The 16,279-nt window shown below is 62.8% G+C and carries 14 protein-coding genes; 1 reads left to right on the top strand and 13 read right to left on the bottom strand.

Annotated features, from left to right (window positions below; translation table 11 throughout):
• Positions 1-727 (top strand): tyrosine-type recombinase/integrase (locus L5014_RS35720; protein ID WP_238468595.1); only part of this gene is annotated, 727 nt, incomplete at its 5' end.
• Here the strand turns inward: L5014_RS35720 and L5014_RS35715 are convergent.
• From L5014_RS35715 to L5014_RS35655, 13 genes are all read right to left on the bottom strand, one after another.
• The gene (locus tag L5014_RS35715) at positions 613-1,911 is read right to left on the bottom strand and encodes an IS66 family transposase (protein WP_238468594.1); all 1,299 of its coding nucleotides are present in this window, start codon (positions 1,909-1,911) and stop codon (positions 613-615) included. The genes L5014_RS35720 and L5014_RS35715 overlap by 115 nt on opposite strands.
• Positions 1,912-1,962: 51 nt before the next feature.
• A complete protein-coding gene (tnpB, locus tag L5014_RS35710; protein WP_274389632.1) occupies positions 1,963-2,307 on the bottom strand; it encodes an IS66 family insertion sequence element accessory protein TnpB in 345 nt (114 codons plus the stop codon).
• Between the two features lie 2 nt (positions 2,308-2,309).
• The gene (gene tnpA / locus L5014_RS35705) at positions 2,310-2,750 is read right to left on the bottom strand and encodes an IS66 family insertion sequence element accessory protein TnpA (RefSeq protein WP_238468592.1); all 441 of its coding nucleotides are present in this window, start codon (positions 2,748-2,750) and stop codon (positions 2,310-2,312) included.
• 1,256 nt (positions 2,751-4,006) lie between these two features.
• A complete protein-coding gene (locus L5014_RS35700) occupies positions 4,007-5,167 on the bottom strand; it encodes a porin (protein ID WP_238468591.1) in 1,161 nt (386 codons plus the stop codon).
• Between the two features lie 207 nt (positions 5,168-5,374).
• Positions 5,375-6,850: a purine-cytosine permease family protein gene (locus tag L5014_RS35695; protein ID WP_238468590.1), complete on the bottom strand. Its 1,476-nt coding sequence runs from the start codon at positions 6,848-6,850 to the stop codon at positions 5,375-5,377.
• Positions 6,851-6,874: 24 nt separating this feature from the next.
• On the bottom strand, positions 6,875-7,669 hold the full coding sequence (locus L5014_RS35690) for a creatininase (protein WP_238468589.1): 795 nt from the start codon (positions 7,667-7,669) through the stop codon (positions 6,875-6,877).
• Between the two features lie 109 nt (positions 7,670-7,778).
• Positions 7,779-9,158 carry an MFS transporter gene (locus tag L5014_RS35685; protein ID WP_238468588.1) on the bottom strand — a complete coding sequence of 460 codons (1,380 nt, stop codon included), beginning with the start codon at positions 9,156-9,158 and terminating at the stop codon, positions 7,779-7,781.
• A gap of 289 nt (positions 9,159-9,447) precedes the next feature.
• Entirely contained in the window at positions 9,448-10,770 is a 1,323-nt protein-coding gene (locus tag L5014_RS35680; protein ID WP_238468587.1) for a YbfB/YjiJ family MFS transporter, read from the bottom strand.
• Positions 10,771-10,884: 114 nt separating this feature from the next.
• The gene (gene purU / locus L5014_RS35675; RefSeq protein WP_238468586.1) at positions 10,885-11,772 is read right to left on the bottom strand and encodes a formyltetrahydrofolate deformylase; all 888 of its coding nucleotides are present in this window, start codon (positions 11,770-11,772) and stop codon (positions 10,885-10,887) included.
• Positions 11,773-11,784: 12 nt separating this feature from the next.
• On the bottom strand, positions 11,785-12,279 hold the full coding sequence (locus L5014_RS35670) for a dihydroneopterin aldolase (RefSeq protein ID WP_238468585.1): 495 nt from the start codon (positions 12,277-12,279) through the stop codon (positions 11,785-11,787).
• The gene (locus L5014_RS35665; protein WP_238468584.1) at positions 12,276-12,914 is read right to left on the bottom strand and encodes a sarcosine oxidase subunit gamma; all 639 of its coding nucleotides are present in this window, start codon (positions 12,912-12,914) and stop codon (positions 12,276-12,278) included. Before L5014_RS35665 ends, L5014_RS35670 begins: the two co-directional genes overlap by 4 nt.
• The gene (locus L5014_RS35660) at positions 12,904-15,912 is read right to left on the bottom strand and encodes a sarcosine oxidase subunit alpha family protein (protein WP_238468583.1); all 3,009 of its coding nucleotides are present in this window, start codon (positions 15,910-15,912) and stop codon (positions 12,904-12,906) included. Before L5014_RS35660 ends, L5014_RS35665 begins: the two co-directional genes overlap by 11 nt.
• Entirely contained in the window at positions 15,909-16,256 is a 348-nt protein-coding gene (locus tag L5014_RS35655) for a sarcosine oxidase subunit delta (RefSeq protein WP_238468582.1), read from the bottom strand. The genes L5014_RS35660 and L5014_RS35655 overlap by 4 nt, the downstream gene beginning before the upstream one ends.
• Between the last annotated feature and the right edge of the window lie 23 nt (positions 16,257-16,279).

Here is a 16,279-nt window from a genome sequence, read left to right as displayed (position 1 = left end):
GCTGCGTACAGATATCGTTCACTCGCAACAATATGCCGAAGCGCTCGCCATTCCGGCAAAGAAGGCGCGGCGTCGGCAGGCAACCTATCTTGAAGCCAATGAAGTCCGCTCGATTCTCGCAAAGCCCAACACGAAGACGGTCGGTGGTTGGCGCGACTACACGTTGCTGCTGTTTCTCTACAATACCGGCGCCCGTGTTAGCGAAGCGGCTGGCCTTTGCTGGGGTGACTTGCAACTCACTTCTCCGCGGCAGGTGAGACTGCATGGTAAGGGGCGAAAGGATCGGCTGCTGCCATTGTGGCGCGAAACTGCCGATGCGCTTCGCCGGCTTGCGACGATCAATCGGACTGACACTCAGCGTGACTCGCACGTTTTTCTAAATCGAAATGGAGAAGCATTGAGTCGTGACGGGATTGCCTATATTCTGCACAAGCACGTACAAGCCGCAGCTGAGGAACTACCGTCGCTCGCTCACAAGCGGGTTACACCACACGTCATGAGACACAGTTTTGCCGTCGGATTGCTGCAATCAGGCAACTCTCTACCTGTTATTCGGGACTATCTCGGCCATGCGAGCGTTGCGACAACCGGACGCTATATCGAGACAGACCTTCAGATGAAGCGCGATGCTCTGGAAATGTTCTGGCGGCATGCGGGAATTGAGCCCGGGCGGGCGAAATCATGGAAACCGAAGCTAGACCTGCTCGCGTTTCTGAATTCGCTGTGAGCCACGGGATTTATGTGGCAATGCAGTGGCGGGTGCGTTCGCTTGCACAAGGCCAAACGCGAAATTATCGACATAAAACGAGGCTCGAGATACTGCACATGGCAAGCTACGTGCCGGATCTTGCCGCCGCGAAACAGCGCCGCCCAGCCCGAGTAATCGTCGGCCTGCAGATAGCCTTCGTAATTGCGCAGCAGTGCCATCGGATAGCGGCCGGCCCGGCTCGACGTGTAGTCGTAGTAGACCACCTTGGGAACGCTCACCCACTGACCGTCGCGCAACATCGCTCCCGCACTCGCATAGCCCCACAGCCGGACCGTCCTGGTCCGCTCCAGTTGTTTGCACAACTGCGGAAATGGTGTGTCGTCGCCAAAGATCACCGGCGCGCTCAGCAACTGCCGACAGAACACCTCGTACAGGGGCAACATCAGCTTCGCGAGTCGAATCGTCCAATCGCTCATCGTATTGCGCGAAATGCGCAACCCATGCATTGTGAACTCTTCCTCCAGCCGGTAAAACGGCATGCCCGAATCGAAGTGCGCCACGACGATGCGCGCCAGCAACTCCGGGCTCGCATTGCTCTTCAACAGTGGCGACGCCTGGAAGGTCACGCCGCGCACCGTCGAGACTCCGTCCTTGACCAGCACATATCGCGGGCACACATGCTCGACTACGGATATCCTGGCCGGGGTGTACTTGAGCGTACGCGTGACGGTCTCGCCGATCACCGTCACCCGGTCGTATTGCGCCAGTTCCTGTTCCGGCATCGCATGCACGACGCGCTCGCGCGGCAGATCGTCTGGCAGCGCCGGACGTCCCTTGCTGCGACGCTTGCGCCGGTGGCCCTCCACGGGGATCGACAGATCCGGCATCTGCGGTGGCAACGGCGCTTCGTGCTCCTGATCGAAGATGTCCAGTTGCAACTCGCTCATGCGCTCGCGGCTCGCTCCGAACAGTTCCTGCCGCGCGTTGGCCAGTTTGGCCCGCATCTCGAGCAGCGCCTGCTGCGTCCTGGCCAGCAATTCGCTTTGCCCCTCGACCCGTTCGCGCAACTGTTCGATCTCCCACTGCTGCTGCTCGATCGTCGCATCGCGCGCCGCAATCGCGCCGAGTAATTCGGGAAGGTTCCACGCCCCCAATGCCATCGGCAAGGGCTGTTTCGAGGCCGGGACGTTGAGCGGTTGCATAGGTCAGCATTATCGCCGCGATCGAGGTGCTCATGGACATATCCTCGCGATTCATGCGACCACTGTTGCGTTCACCGCACGCACGCGCCGGCGTACGCCGATATCGATCCCTTCAAGCCAGGTAGTGAGCTCGGCAAGCGAGATTCCGCGCCGCGCGATGGCCGCGGGATCGGCAAGCGAGCCGCTCTCGAAACGCTTGTACATCAGCCAGAATCCCGTGCGGTCGTAAACCAAAACCTTGATCCTGTCGCGGCGCCGGCCGTAAAACACAAACACGTGCCCACTCAGCGCGTCCTGATCGAACATCGGACGCACCAGCATCGAAAGCGAATCGATCGACTTGCGCATGTCGATCGGCTCCGCGGCGATGTACACCCGAACTGCCGTCGAAAGCATCATCATCGCGCCCCCCCACCGATACGATCGATCATCGCCTGAAGCAAAGGCTCGAGCACGTACACCGGCAGCCGCAGCCGAATCCCATCGCCCAGAATCAATTCCGGCACCTCGCACGCGCTCGTGTTGCCGGAGACGTCCACAGCGCGATCGACGATGCCAACGCGCATAAAGCCCGCCATGCTCTGCGCGACTGCAGTCGTGGCGCCAGTGTTCTGCTGCACGTCGCCGCTGCGCTCCGCCTGGCGAGCAAGTGCCAGGTACCTCGTCATCGAGGAGCGGGAAATCCCGCTGCGTTCGCTATAGGCCTGGATCGTCAGCCCGCTTGCTCGAAACTCGCCTATGACTTCTCGCCACGGCCGTGTGCTGCGATTGCGCCGCCTTCTCGCCGGCGCCGAACTCACATCCGCCGCATCCTCAGGCAACTTCTCCGCTTCCTGCATGAATATCCTCCCGTCATCGCAATGGGAGAATCGTCCAACATCGACGTCACGCCCTCAATAACGGGGGTTCTCGGGCGGATACGGCGCGCCAGCGCGAGCCCCAGACCGGGCGCGAGCAGCTCACGCTGCCGGGTCCACCAGTGCGTCCCGATGCAGCCGCCGACATACCTGACCCGAAGGTTGTGCATCACCCGCAGCGAGTGGATCCAATCCTTATAGGTTGGTATGCGCGGTGCGTGCCTGCCGCAGGCGTTTGAGCTCGCGGTGCAAACGCCGGTCGTCTTCCTGCTCGGGCGTGGGGGTGCGCGCCACCGCCCACACAGTTGAGTTACGGGCCCACATGGTCGAGCTGGTGAAAGCCGGACGTACGCCCGGCGACTGGCTCGCGAGTGCGAACCTGGCTTCCCGCAAGATCGTCACCGCTTTGCCGGGACAAAGAACGCCTCGCGATCTGGCATGGCTGGACTGCTGATTCTGCATTCGAGAGAATTATCGGATCAGGATACCTAATTTTTAGGGGCAACATATCGCTCGCACTCGTCAACCTGGCAAAACCGATCTGACTCGCTACTGCGATCTGACCGGGTAGCGGGCCAGTTCTGTGTTGGCATCTCCGCCATGGGACTCGCGATGGCTTCGCCGAACGTCTCATGGTCTGGGCGTCTTTCCGTTCGACGCACATACCAGACGGCAGGTTTGCGCGCATGCGGACTCAATCACCCGGCTGGAAAGTGCGAGCCTCGTAATTTACCAGGTACGCGTGGTTGGTCGTTCTGGACTCGGTGGATAGGGCCGCCATGTGCCGTCCTGGTGACGGAAGAAAAGGATTGCAGCCTGCCCAGCCACTTCGAATGTCTCAGCGGATGCGTCGCGCGTCCGAGCGCCGCGCCTGATTCTGGCCCGGGTGACGCATACGTTGGCTGTGAACTCCGAAGCAAGCAAGCGCCTGACCCATAGACGCAGCAACGTTGCAGCACCAGCCATCGACTCTCTCCTTCATTGCGGTAGAGTTCGGGGGAGGCGGCGGCACCGGCTGCCCACCGGAATCCTCGTGCATCTCGTGGTCAACTGTTACGTCCGGGTTATTCGAGAAGTGACGTGTCTAACGAAAAATCGTCTGCATCCGGTTTATCGCGGCACCACCAGGAACGGCCGGGATGTCGTGCTTCAGGCGGCCCCCGCCGTCGGCGATGCGCAGAATCACTGGGTTTCGAGGAACGCCATGATTTTGTCGGCTGCGTAAAATCGTGGCGTGCCTAAAACGTGTGACGCATGCCCGCCGTCACGGCCACCTGCGTACTCGTCGAAGAGGGAGACAGAGTATTGAGCATCGCGTGCGATAGCACCGAATTCGGGGGCGCTCCGTGGACATTCTGGTACACCCCCTCAAGGTAGAAATCGGTACGCTTGCTGACAGCGTAATCGCACTGGAGCATGCCCGTGTTCCACCCCGGCGAGGAACCGTTGTAGCTACCATGCGTGTAGGTATATGCGCCCGACACGCTGAGGGCGGGCGTCAGTGAATACTTCGCATTTATCTCATAATTGTCGAGTCGTAACGATCCATCCAGCGTACCTGCGGACGGATCGCTGGCACCGAGATACGTGCCCGTGCCAAACGAAAGTACGCCTGCCGCGTTGTCAATCTGCGTATGGCTCCATAAGAGACCGACCGTGGCAGCACCAAAGGTCAGGTTGCCCCCTAGCGACCAGATTCGCTGGCGCTGGGCGATGAAGTTGGCGCTGCCGTCATTCGTCGTCACCGCACCGGGTCCGGTACCCGGGTTGTTCAGCTGCAGATAGCCTGCGCCGAGATTGACCGGCCCCTTCGTGTAAGAGAGCGCGAACCCGTACGCGCGGTTGCCGGCAAAATTTCCGGGATCATTGCTGAAGGCATACATCGTCTCGAGCGTTGCGCCCAGATATGTCGGGCTGATGTATTTGACCGTGTTGTTGAAGATGACCGCGTTGGAGGCCAGATTGTCGTTATCGAACGGGTGGGCGGCGATACTGCCTCCCCAGGTGTTATATCCGGCGGACAGTGGCCCCACGAGATCATTCACCACGTCAAACTGCCGGCCAAGCATCAGCGTCCCGTAGGCATCGCTTTGCATGCCAATCAAAGCCTGCGACCCAAAACCGTCGCCAGGAAGTGCCTGTGCACCGTTGTTCAGCACAAAAGCCTGCTCGAGCTTGAATATGGCATGCAGTCCTCCGCCGAGGTCTTCGTCTCCCTTCAACCCGAAGACGGTATTCTGGGTCGCGCTGCTGATCATCTGCCAGTTCGAATGACCGAGTTGATTGTTCGAGTAGACAAGACCGGTATCGATGAGACCGTACAGGGTGACGCTCGATTGCGCATGGGCACACATGGAGAACAGCCCCAGCATCGTTGACCCAATCAGCACCTTTTTCATGATTTCATTGTCCTGTAATTAGTTATACGAATAATTCTTCACGTCGCTGGCGACCCGGCGATGGCACACGCCATACATCAGAAAAATGTTTGTTCAGATGTGCAGCGATGTATAGAACGAAGGCCGTCAGGGAAATTCACGCTACCGTGCGACCCGCTTGATACGCGGGTCGCAGGATTACGCAGGCACCTGAGCGCCGGATTGAAGTCAGATCGAATGGGAAGGCACTTCTGCGCTGAGCGCAACGTGCGAGTTGGATTGATGAAACAGCGGGTGGCGGCGCGCGAGGACGAAGTAAGTCAATCCGGCCAGCAGCAGTCCGGCTTCAAAACTCAGGTCTCCCCATCCCAGGACGTTGTGCATCAGCGGACTGACGTAGGTGGGCGAATTGGAAAACGCCACGCATGCCACAGTGCCTGCAACCAACGCAATCACCCCGGGCCAGAAGATCCCGCCGTTATACCAGTAGGCGCCGCTTCCCCATTTCATCCAGTCCTCCCTGCGATACCGTCCATCGCGCATGAAGTAGTCGACGATGATAATGGCGGCCCATGGCGCAGTCCAGAACACCATGTAGTTCAGGAACACCTGGTACATGTCGAAGAACTGCCCATAAAATACGGTGACAATCCGGAAGCACAGTGTGAACAGCGCGATGATGGTGAGCGACGTCACACGGTTGATCGGAATACGCAGGGCCAGCAGGCCCAGCCCCGCCGTGTAGCCATTGGGCACGTTTGCAGCAATCCCCCCGAGTATGATTGCGAACAGGAGCGGAACGATGAACCACGTCGGCAGGAACCGGCCCAGCTGGCTTACCGGGTCGTCACCGAGCGTGCCGCCCAGCGCGGTCGCAAACAGCACGCCAATCACTTCGCAGAACACGAGCGCGACAAACTGGCCACCACCTGCCGCGAGCGCGATCTTCTTCCAGCTCGTTTCGGCCGGAAAGTACCGGCTGTAGTCCGAGGCGAAATTCGCCCAGCCGATCGGATAGGAAAAGACGATGCCCATCGCGATCAACCACGTGTTGAAAGATCCACCACCATGGTTGATGGCGGACGCCGCAGCCAGGCTCGTGTGCGGCAACACGAACGCGGCCAGGCCGCCGAACAGGATCGCCAGTGCCACTGCGATCCACTTCTCCGCCGCAATGATGGTCGCGTGGCCAAAGATCGCAAGCAGGATCTCCGCCACGAGAATAATGGCCAGCGATATCCAGACCACCGCGTGGCTGTGAAACCCGCCCATCTTCAACAGCGTTTCCAGCGCCTGGGTCGCGACCACAGAGTTGATCGAAAACCAGCTCAGTGCCGAGATCAGGCTCACGGCTTTGGGGAGGAACGAGCCCAGCTGGCCGAACGAACTGCGCGAGGTCATGATGCCCGACGTGCCCGTGCGCGGCCCCATGATCGTCGTGAGACCGAGCACAAAACAGCCGAGCAGGTTGCCGACCAGAATCGCGCCGAGCGCCTGCCACAGTGACAGGCCCTGCGAGAGGGCCAGCGCTCCCGTCACGACCACGACGTAATTCGTGTTGGCGCCGATCCACATCTTGAACAGCTCGGCCGGCGTACCGTGCCGGTCCTTCAGGGGAATCGGATCAATGCCGTGCTGCTCCACGCTCCAGGCCTTGTCCGCCTCGACACCGTTGCGCGGTTCATGCTTTCCATGATTCGCCATTTCAATCTCCGGTTGCCAACACATTCATTGAGCCGATTTCCTGCGGACCTCGAAGGCTTCGCCAAGCGCCTGCGCGATGCCCTCCACGCAGACTTCGTACAGCAGTGCGCCCTTCTCGCCCGAGGCCGCTGCGGCCGACGAAAGGCACCCCGACGCGGGCGTCCATTCGGGAATCGGTGGAAAGACGTCGTAGGGCGGGAACGTGGCGGCGGCATGCCGGGGCACGCACGTCATGTCGACCAGATGCGGATGCAGGAGCAGCATCAATGAGGTCTCGAGTACGCCGCCATGCTCGACCGCCCAGCCCGGAAAGCCCTCCGGATAGATGCGTGCGATGGTCTCCTCGGTCACGAAATCCCAGTAGGACAGCATGACCACCTGAAAGTCGTGAATGCCCTCCCAGCGCAGTTCGCGAATGGCCAGATCCACGCCTTCGACCGCGAACATGGAGTTCTCAAAATGACCGTTGACGAGGCAGATCTTGCGCGCGCCGTGGCGTGCGAACTCCTTCAGGACGTCCTTGACCGTCATGGAAAGCGTATGACCGTCCAGGCTCGTGGTGCCGCAAAGATGATTGCCGCCTCCGCTTTTTTGCTGTGACTTGTAGCCGTATGCGATGGCGGGCGCGACCATCGCGCCGATCCGGCGGGCCACCTCCTCCGAAATCGCCGTGGGCAGCAGCACGTCCGGATTCATCGACATATGGGGGCCATGCTGCTCCAGCGCGCCGATCGGAATGAGGATGGTCTGCGCCTCCTCCTTGATACGGCGCGCGTATTCAGGCCATGCAAGATCTCCGATTCTCACCTTTGCGTCCATCAGCTCGTCTCCTTGTTTGAGTAAAATGGTGCAGCTATAAATGGTTGCCCGCGCAAATAATAAACAACCCTGCTTACGATAGCTATCGCGCAACGCGCCTCGTTCGCCGTCAATCGTCGGCCAGCGGAAGCCGAGATGTTTCGCTGCTCGCCAGCATGGCGACGAGCGCGACGCCCGCGGCCCCCACGAGGTACCACGCGGGCGCGAGCTTGCTGCCGGTCACCGCGATTAACCAGGTGGCGACGAGCGGCGCGGTACCGCCGAACAGCGCGTTCGCCGCATTGAAGCAGAATGCGAAACCGCTGTAGCGCACGCGTGTCGGGAATATCTCCGAGAGAAAGCACGGCAGGGTGCCATCGTTGAGCGTGAGCAACGCACCGAACGCAATCTGGATCAGCACGATGGTCGCGAAGTTCGCGCCGGCCAGCCCCTTGAATAGCGGCACGGTCAGCAAAGCGAACAATACCGATGCACCAATCAGCATGGTCTTACGCCCCACCCGGTCGGACAGCGCGCCCATCAGGAAAATCAGGCCGATGTAGGTGGCGAGCGAGAGGGTCGCGGCCACGAACGATGCAGTTTCGCTCATGCCCATTTCCGTCGACAGATAGGTCGGCATGTAGCTGAGCACCAGATAGAACGCCACCGCATTCAGACAGGTCACGCCAAACGCAATGAGCATCCTGCCGCGATGGCGGGTCAGCAACTCTGTCACGGGCGCCTTCGCCACGTCGTGCGTGCCTTCGAGCGCCTTGAACTTCGGCGTGTCCTCGAGCCTCAGGCGGATGTAGCGCCCAACCAGCCCGAACGGGGCCGCGAGCAGGAACGGCAAACGCCAGCCGAAATCATGCAGCTGCTGCGTGGTGAGCACCGCGTGCATCACGGCGACGAACACCGAACCGAACAGCAGGCCGGCCGCCGTGCTGGCCGGCACGATGCTCGTGTACACGCCGCGCTTGCCCGGCGGCGCGAATTCCGCGAGAAATGCGGACGCGCCCGCATATTCGCCCGAGGCCGAAAAGCCCTGTACGACACGCACCAGCAACAGCAACACGGGCGCGATCATGCCAACCTGCGCATAGGTCGGCAGAAAGGCGATCAGGAAGGTCGAACACGACATGATCAGAATCGAGAGCGACAGCGCGGCGCGGCGCCCATGCCGGTCACCGAAATGCCCCCAGACCACGCCGCCCAGCGGCCGCACGACAAACGAAACCGCGAACACGCCGTACGCCGCGAGCAGGCCCGTCATCGCGTCGCTCTTCGGGAAGAACATCACCGCAATGATGGTCGCGAGATACCCATACGAGGCGTAATCGAACCACTCGACAAAGTTGCCGATGAAGCTCGCCAGTGCGGCCCGCTTCAGGAGCCCAACGTCATTCGCGGCGAGGCGCCTCGCATCACTCTCACCGCGCCCTGCCCCATCGTCGCCCTGCTGCCAGGCGCTGGCCGCCACGCCGCCCGGCATCGCTTTTCTGGTACTCATTCAAGTCTCCAAAGGTGCTGCTGGTTCGCTCTGGTAATTGCGCGCGTTCAAGGCCATGGTAGAAGTTGCAGCCAGCGAAAAATATCTTTTCTGGACAATCGACTTTCTCTATTCGACATCGAGGGTAAACACCGCCGGGAGGCTTGACCGCTGCACCGGAAGGACGCATGGCGCAAACGCATGCACCCGCAATGCGCTTCAAACGCGACATTGCGGGCGCATACGCACAGCGAAGGGCGTGAGTCGGGATGGGTCCAGCGCTTACCGCTCGGGCGAGCGATCAGACGAATCAGGCCTGGCGATCGAGGGGACGCTGGCACGCGGCCAGCAGTGCTCCGACGAGCAGAACTGCGGAGGAATAGACAAGCCCGCGCGTCAGGCTCGCGTTGTCGGACACCCAGCCGATCGCCACGGGCCCGACGATCTGGCCGAGCGCGAACACGATCGTGAACGCGCTGATGCCACGTGTCCATTCGTCGGAGGGAAGATTGTGCCGCACGAATGCGGTCGTCGAAGCGACCGCGGAGAGAAAGGTCGCGCCGAAAATCACGCCGGAAACGGCCGCAGCGACAGGCTGTGCCAACACGGCTGGCATGAGCGTGGCGAGCGCCAGCAACGCGTTGAAGGTCGCGAGGGCCATGCCGCCGCGCATACGGTCGAGAAAACCTGACCACAACCGCGCCGAGCCGATCGTCGCGATGCCCAGCGCGATATAGAACGCGCAAACCACACTCTGGCTCATCCCCTCACTGCGCAGCAGCGCAACGATGAACGTCATGTAGCCGATATACCCCACGCCAAAAAGACCGTACCCTCCTAGTGCAAAGCCGTAGCGCCACCACGTGGTCCGCTGTCTGATTGCGCCCCCTGGTGCACTCGCGGTGGGAGCGCCGGCCGCGTCGATGCTACGGGCGGCGCCTCGCGCGAGCAGCGTGCAAATCGCACATGCGGCGGCCAGCGCGAACCATGCGGGCTGCCAGCCGTGCGGCACGGAATGCATCGTAGCCGGCACGAGAATGGACGACAGCACAATGCCATAGCCGGTTCCGCCGTAGTAAAGCCCGAGGATCAGCCCTCCACGCCGAGGTGCGGCCGTCGCGAGACGGGCGGCCAGAACGCCACCACTGATGAAGATGAACGCGCTACCGATTCCGGCCACCAGCCGCTGGGCGAGCAGCAAGGGCGTGCCAGAGACCAGCCCGCACATCGCCATCAGCACGATCGTGACGTACGCGCCGCTCACGAAAAGCGTTGAAGGCGAGTGCCGTCTGGCAAGCACGGGAAACACGACTGCCCCTGCCAGATAGCCCGCTGCGTTGGCCGTGTTCATCGCGCCGGCCTGCGCGAAACCCCATCCGAGATCCACTTTCATCACGGGCAACAGCAACGCATAGGAAAAACGCACGAGCCCAAGCGCTATCGCGCTGCCCAGCGACAGGCGGGCGGCGAGAAAGAGCAGCGGCAGGGAATTCCGGTCCCTGCGAACGCCGCGCTCCGACCTGAACGCCGTGTCTGCAGTATGCAGCACTTCCCGGGGCCCTGACCCGTGCGCACCCATCGTCGACGTCGCCTTCTGCGAGCCTGCAGGCCGGTTACTGACATTCAGGTCCATTCTGGTTCCAATCCCCTTGTTGCCCGATCGCCTGCCCGCCCCCCAGCCGGTCACCTCCGCGACACCGAACCGGCGCACCAGCGCTTTTCCAGGTAGATGTCCCTCATCAGGCCGCTAGCGCAAAACGACCGTACGCCCTTCATGGATGAAGATGCGCCGCTCGATGAAGCCCTGCACGGCCCTGGCGAGCGCAGCACGCTCCATGTCGCGCCCTGCCGCAAGCAGCCGCTCCGGCGTGTAAGTGTGATCCACACGCTCCACCACCTGCTCGATGATGGGTCCTTCGTCGAGATCCCCGGTCACGAAGTGCGCGGTGGCCCCGATCAGCTTGACGCCGCGCGTATACGCCTGATGATACGGCCTCGCGCCCTTGAAGCCGGGCAGAAACGAATGGTGGATGTTGATGGCCCGGCCCGCGAGACGCGCACACAGGCCGGCGCTCAACACCTGCATGTAGCGGGCGAGCACCACCAGTTCGGTTCCCGTGCGCTCGATCAGCGAAACGAGCGCCTGCTCCTGAATGGATTTCGTTTCAGGCGTCACCGGAAGATGATGAAACTCGATCCCGTGAGACCGGACCATGGGCTCGAGATCGCGATGATTGGACACCACGCCCGCAATATCGATCGGCATCTCATTGATGCGCCAACGATGCAGCAGATCCACCAGGCAATGATCCAGCTTCGAAACGAGCATCAGCACCTTCGGCTTCACGCGCGCATCGAAAATGGCCCACTCGAAAGCGTGCCGGAGCGCAAGCGGCGCAAAGGCTTCCGATAGCGCTTCACGGTCCAGCCGCCCCGGCGCAGGAACATGAAACTCGCATCGCACGAAGAAGCGGGCAGTCTGCGGATCGTCGAAAACGGAGAATTCGTCGACATAGCAGCCAAACCCGTCGAGAAAGCCGACGACGGCAGCCACCTGGCCCTGCGCACTGGCGCAGGTCACGTTCAGGATAAAGCGGCATGTGCTGTCGGTCACGTCAGCGGAAAACCCGTTCATGAATGCTCCCCGTCATTGGCACATCGGAGGTGCCGTGTTTTTCCCGTATCCGCCACGCTCGCAGGCCGCCCACTGCAGATAATCGGCGCGCATCCAGTCGAGCGACACGCCGATGCGCCGCGTGCCTGGCCGGATCTTCGGCTTGTGCACTTCGATCGTGAGCGAGTCCAGCGCGGGCCACTCGCGAAACGAGAGCGCCGCGATATCGGCCACCAGTGTTTCGAGCAGCCGCGTATGCGGCTTCTTCGCGAGAAACTCGGCTATGCGCGTGCAATAGCTCTCGTAGTCGATCCAGTCGCTCTCTTCTTTCGGCATCGAGCGGTAGCCGAGCTGCGCATCGATCACGAGCGGCTGCGGCTGTCCGTGCTCATGCGGATGAATGCCGATGCGCGCGGGCACGCTCAAGCCCTCGACGAATACGCTCCAGCCGCGCCCCCGCGAGGGCGGCGCGTCGAGCGCCGTGAGCGACCCGTGCGCCGGATCGAAGGTGCCGTCGACGATCTTCATGATGCGAGCGACACCGTGGCGTCGAGCATGATGCGGCAGAAGTAGTCGGCGAAGCTGCGGCGCACGACGATCTCGAAGCGGTCCTCGCCGGTCGGGATCAGCACGATCCCGGCCTTGAAGAACACGCTCTGCGCACATTGCCCTTCTTTGAACAGGCGCGGATGCAGATCGAGCGGGCAGCCGCGCGAAAGCAGCTCACGCGTGCGCGCGCCGTCGATCTCCACCACCGTGTAGCCGCTGCCCACGTCCACGGCGGCGGCGTAAGCCTCGCCGAATGCGGGGGCGAGCTGTGCTTCAAGCACACCCACCTGCACGGGCGCGGTCGAGCGCACGAGCCATTCGTCGGGGCCGAGCCACAGCACGTCGTAGCCATTGCCCTTCGCCACCGTGTTCGGCGTGGCGGGCGGCTGGCAGCCCACCACCTGGGCAAACGCGTCGACGAAGGCGGGGTCGCTCAGGTCGCCGCGCACGTTCACCAGATCGCGGAACGGCAGCTCGCGCATCGCGAACCCCTTCGGCGCGCGGCCCTCCTGGGCCTTCATCAAACCGGCCACGCCGACGAAAGGCGATTCGAGCCGCGCCGCGGTTGTCGCACGTTCCGCGCGGGGTGCCTTATCCATCGTTTCATTCAACATGCTGACGCACCCCTTCAGTGTCATAGAAAATCGGGCTGGCGATCTTTGCCTTCACGCGCCGGCCATCGGCCAGCGAGATGGTGACGTATTCGCCGGTCTTGTTGTGACCGCCCTTCACGACCGCAAGCGCAATCGAGCGATCGAGAATCGGGCTGTAATAGCTCGACGTCACGTGGCCGAGCATCGGCGTGGTGCCGTCGGCCCTCTGCTGCGCATCCACAGCGACGATCTGGCCGCCTTCGGGCAGCACGAACTTCGCGTCGTCGGTGAGCAGTCCGACGAACTGCTTGCGCCCTTCCTTCGCGGTGTCCGAGCGCTTGAGCGAGCGGCGGCCAAGGAAGTCCTTGGTCTGCGAAACGAGGCCGCCCATGCCCAGGTCGAACGGCGTGACCGAGCCGTCGGTGTCCTGGCCGACGATGATGTAGCCCTTCTCCGCACGCAGCACGTGCATCGTTTCCGTGCCGTACGGCGTGATGTCGAACTCGGCGCCCGCGGCCATCAGCGCTTCCCACACGGCGCGGCCCGCGTTGGCCGGCACGTTCACTTCGTAAGCGAGCTCGCCCGAGAAGCTGATGCGCATGACACGCGACTTCACGCCCGCCACCGTGCCGTTGCGATACGACATGAACGGGAACGCGGCGTTGTCGAAGTCGATGTCCCTGCACACCTTCTGCAGGACCTTGCGGCTCTTCGGGCCCACCACGGCGAAGGTCGCCCAGTGATCGGTCACGGAAGCGAGGCGCACCTTCATGTCGGGCCACTCGGTCTGCAGCCAGCGCTCGAGCCACGTGAGCACGCGCGCGGCGCCGCCGGTCGTGGTGGTCATCATGTAGTGCTGCGGTCCGAGGCGCACGGTCACGCCGTCGTCGAACACCATGCCGTTCTCGTCGAGCATCAGGCCATAGCGGCACTTGCCCACTTCGAGCTTGAGCCACGGATTCGTGTAGACCCAGTTCAGCAGCTTCGCGGCGTCCGGGCCCTGAATGTCGATCTTGCCGAGCGTCGAGGCGTCGAGAATACCCACGCTGTTGCGCACCGCGAGACATTCGCGCTTCAGGGCCGCGTGCATGTCCTCGCCGTTCTTCGGGTAGTACCAGGGGCGCTTCCAGTTGCCCACGTCCTCGAACAGCGCGCCATGCTGCTCGTGCCATTCATGGATGCAGGTCTTGCGGATCGGGTCGAGGAAATCGCCCAGCTCGCGGCCCGCCACGGTGCCGAACGTCACGGGCGTGTAGTTCGGGCGGAACGTGGTCGTGCCGGTTTCGGGAATCGTCTTGCCGAGCGCATCCGCGAGGATCGCCATGCCGTTGATGTTGCCGAGCTTGCCCTGGTCGGTGCCGAAGCCCATGGCGGTATAGCGCTTCACGTGCTCGACCGATTCGAAGCCTTCGCGCGCCGCGAGCAGGATGTCCGATGCGGCCACGTCGTTCTGGAAGTCGACAAACTGCTTCGGGCCACGCGGCGCGGCCTTGCGGCTGCCCACGAGCCACAGCGGCTGCAACGGCGTTTCGGCGATCTCCGCGGCCTTCGGCACTGGCGGACGCGTGGCTGCGAAGCCGAGCGACTTCGTGGCGTCGATGCCCGCATCGACCGCCTGGGTGAGGCCGCGCGCGAGGCTGAATTCGCCCACCGCCGCGCCCACGCTCACTTCCTGCTGCACGCGCTTGCCCGGCATGAAGCAGGCCTTCGCGTCGTTCCAGTGCGCCTTGCCGCCCGATTGCGCGAACAGGTGCAGCACGGGGCTGAAGCCGCCCGACATCGCCACCAGATCGCAGGGCAGGTCCGCCTGCTTCGCGCCCGTCTGGCCGTTCGTGTACGCGACCACCTCGACCGAGCTCACGCGCAGCTTGCCGCGTGCGGCCATGATGGCCGCATTGTTCATGATCTTCACGCCCTGGCGACGCGCCGCGTCCTGCAAGGCGCCTTTGCCCTGTGCACGCGAGTCGACCACCGTCACGTTCGCCCCGCATGCCTTCAGGTCGAGCGCGCAGCGATAGCCGGCGTCGTTGTTCGCGAACACCACGGCGTTCCGCCCCGGCAGCACGCCATAGCGGTGGATATAGGTCGACACCGCCGATGCCATCATGATGCCCGGCAGGTCGTTATTGCCGAACACGATCGGCCGCTCGTGCGCGCCGGTCGCGAGAATCACGCGCTTCGCGCGGATCTTCCAGAGCAGCTCGCGCGTGCCCTTGCGCGTCGAGACCGGCAGATGCTCGGTCAGGCGCTGCGTGACGGTCACGAGATTGTGATCCTGATAGCCGAAGGCCGTGCTGCGCGAGAGGACCTTCACGTCCGGCATGGCCGCGAGCTCCGCCTCGATCTTCTCGACCCACTGGATCGCCGGGCGGCCGTCGATTTCCGTCTTGCACGACAGCAGGCTGCCGCCCAGTTCGCGCTGGTCGTCGACGAGAATCACGCGCGCGCCGGCAAGGCCCGCCGTATGCGCGGCCAGCAGACCCGTGGGACCGCCGCCGATCACCAGCACGTCGCAATGCGCGAAGCGCTTGTCGTAGCGGTCGCCATCGCGCACTTCGGGCGCCTTGCCCAGACCCGCGGCCTCGCGGATCTTCTCTTCGTACTTCGGCCACCACTTGCGCGGCCACATGAAAGTCTTGTAGTAGAAGCCCGCGGGCAGGAAGCGCGAGAACTTCTGGTTCACCGCCATGCGGTCGTGCTCGAGGCTAGGCTCCGCGTTCACGCTAGTGGCGACCAGCCCCTGATAGAGCTCGGTTTCAGTGGCGCGCGCATTCGGCACCGTGTACGCGCCGCGCTCGAGCTGCACCACGGCATTGGGCTCGGCCACGTCGGCCGTCATGATGCCGCGCGGGCGGTGGTACTTGAAGCTGCGCGCGACGAAGTGCACGTCGTTGGCGAGCAGCGCCGAGGCGAGCGTATCGCCCTGATAGCCCTGATACGTGCGCCCGTTGAACGTGAAGGTCAGCGGAATCGCGCGGTTGATGCGCCCGCCGGCGCCGAGTCGGTTCTTCTGGCTCATCGCTGCTTGCTCCCTTGCGTGCCCGGCCTGGCACCTTGTTGTGCGCCGTTGTGGACTTTTGCCTGTGCGTTCACGGACGTGTTGGGCTTGCCAAACGTTTCGTAGCCCTGAATCTCGTAGGTGACGGTGTCGCGCGTCGCCATGAACCAGCGGCGGCAACCCTGGGTGTGCAGCCACTGCTCCTTGTGCACGCCGCGCGGGTTATCGCGCATGAACAGGTATTCGCCCCATTCCCGGTCGCTCAGCGCGTCGGTGTCGAGCGGGCGAGCGATCTCCGCTTCGCCCCCGCAGGTGAATTCGATTTCGGCGCGCGGCCCGCACCATGGGCATTCGATCAGCAACATGTGGTGTTCTCCAAATCTCGGTG

The organism is Paraburkholderia tagetis, assembly GCF_022213065.1.
GTDB lineage: Bacteria > Pseudomonadota > Gammaproteobacteria > Burkholderiales > Burkholderiaceae > Paraburkholderia > Paraburkholderia tagetis.
Note: the sequence above shows the minus strand (reverse complement) of the source record. Positions and strands in the feature narration are given on the sequence as shown.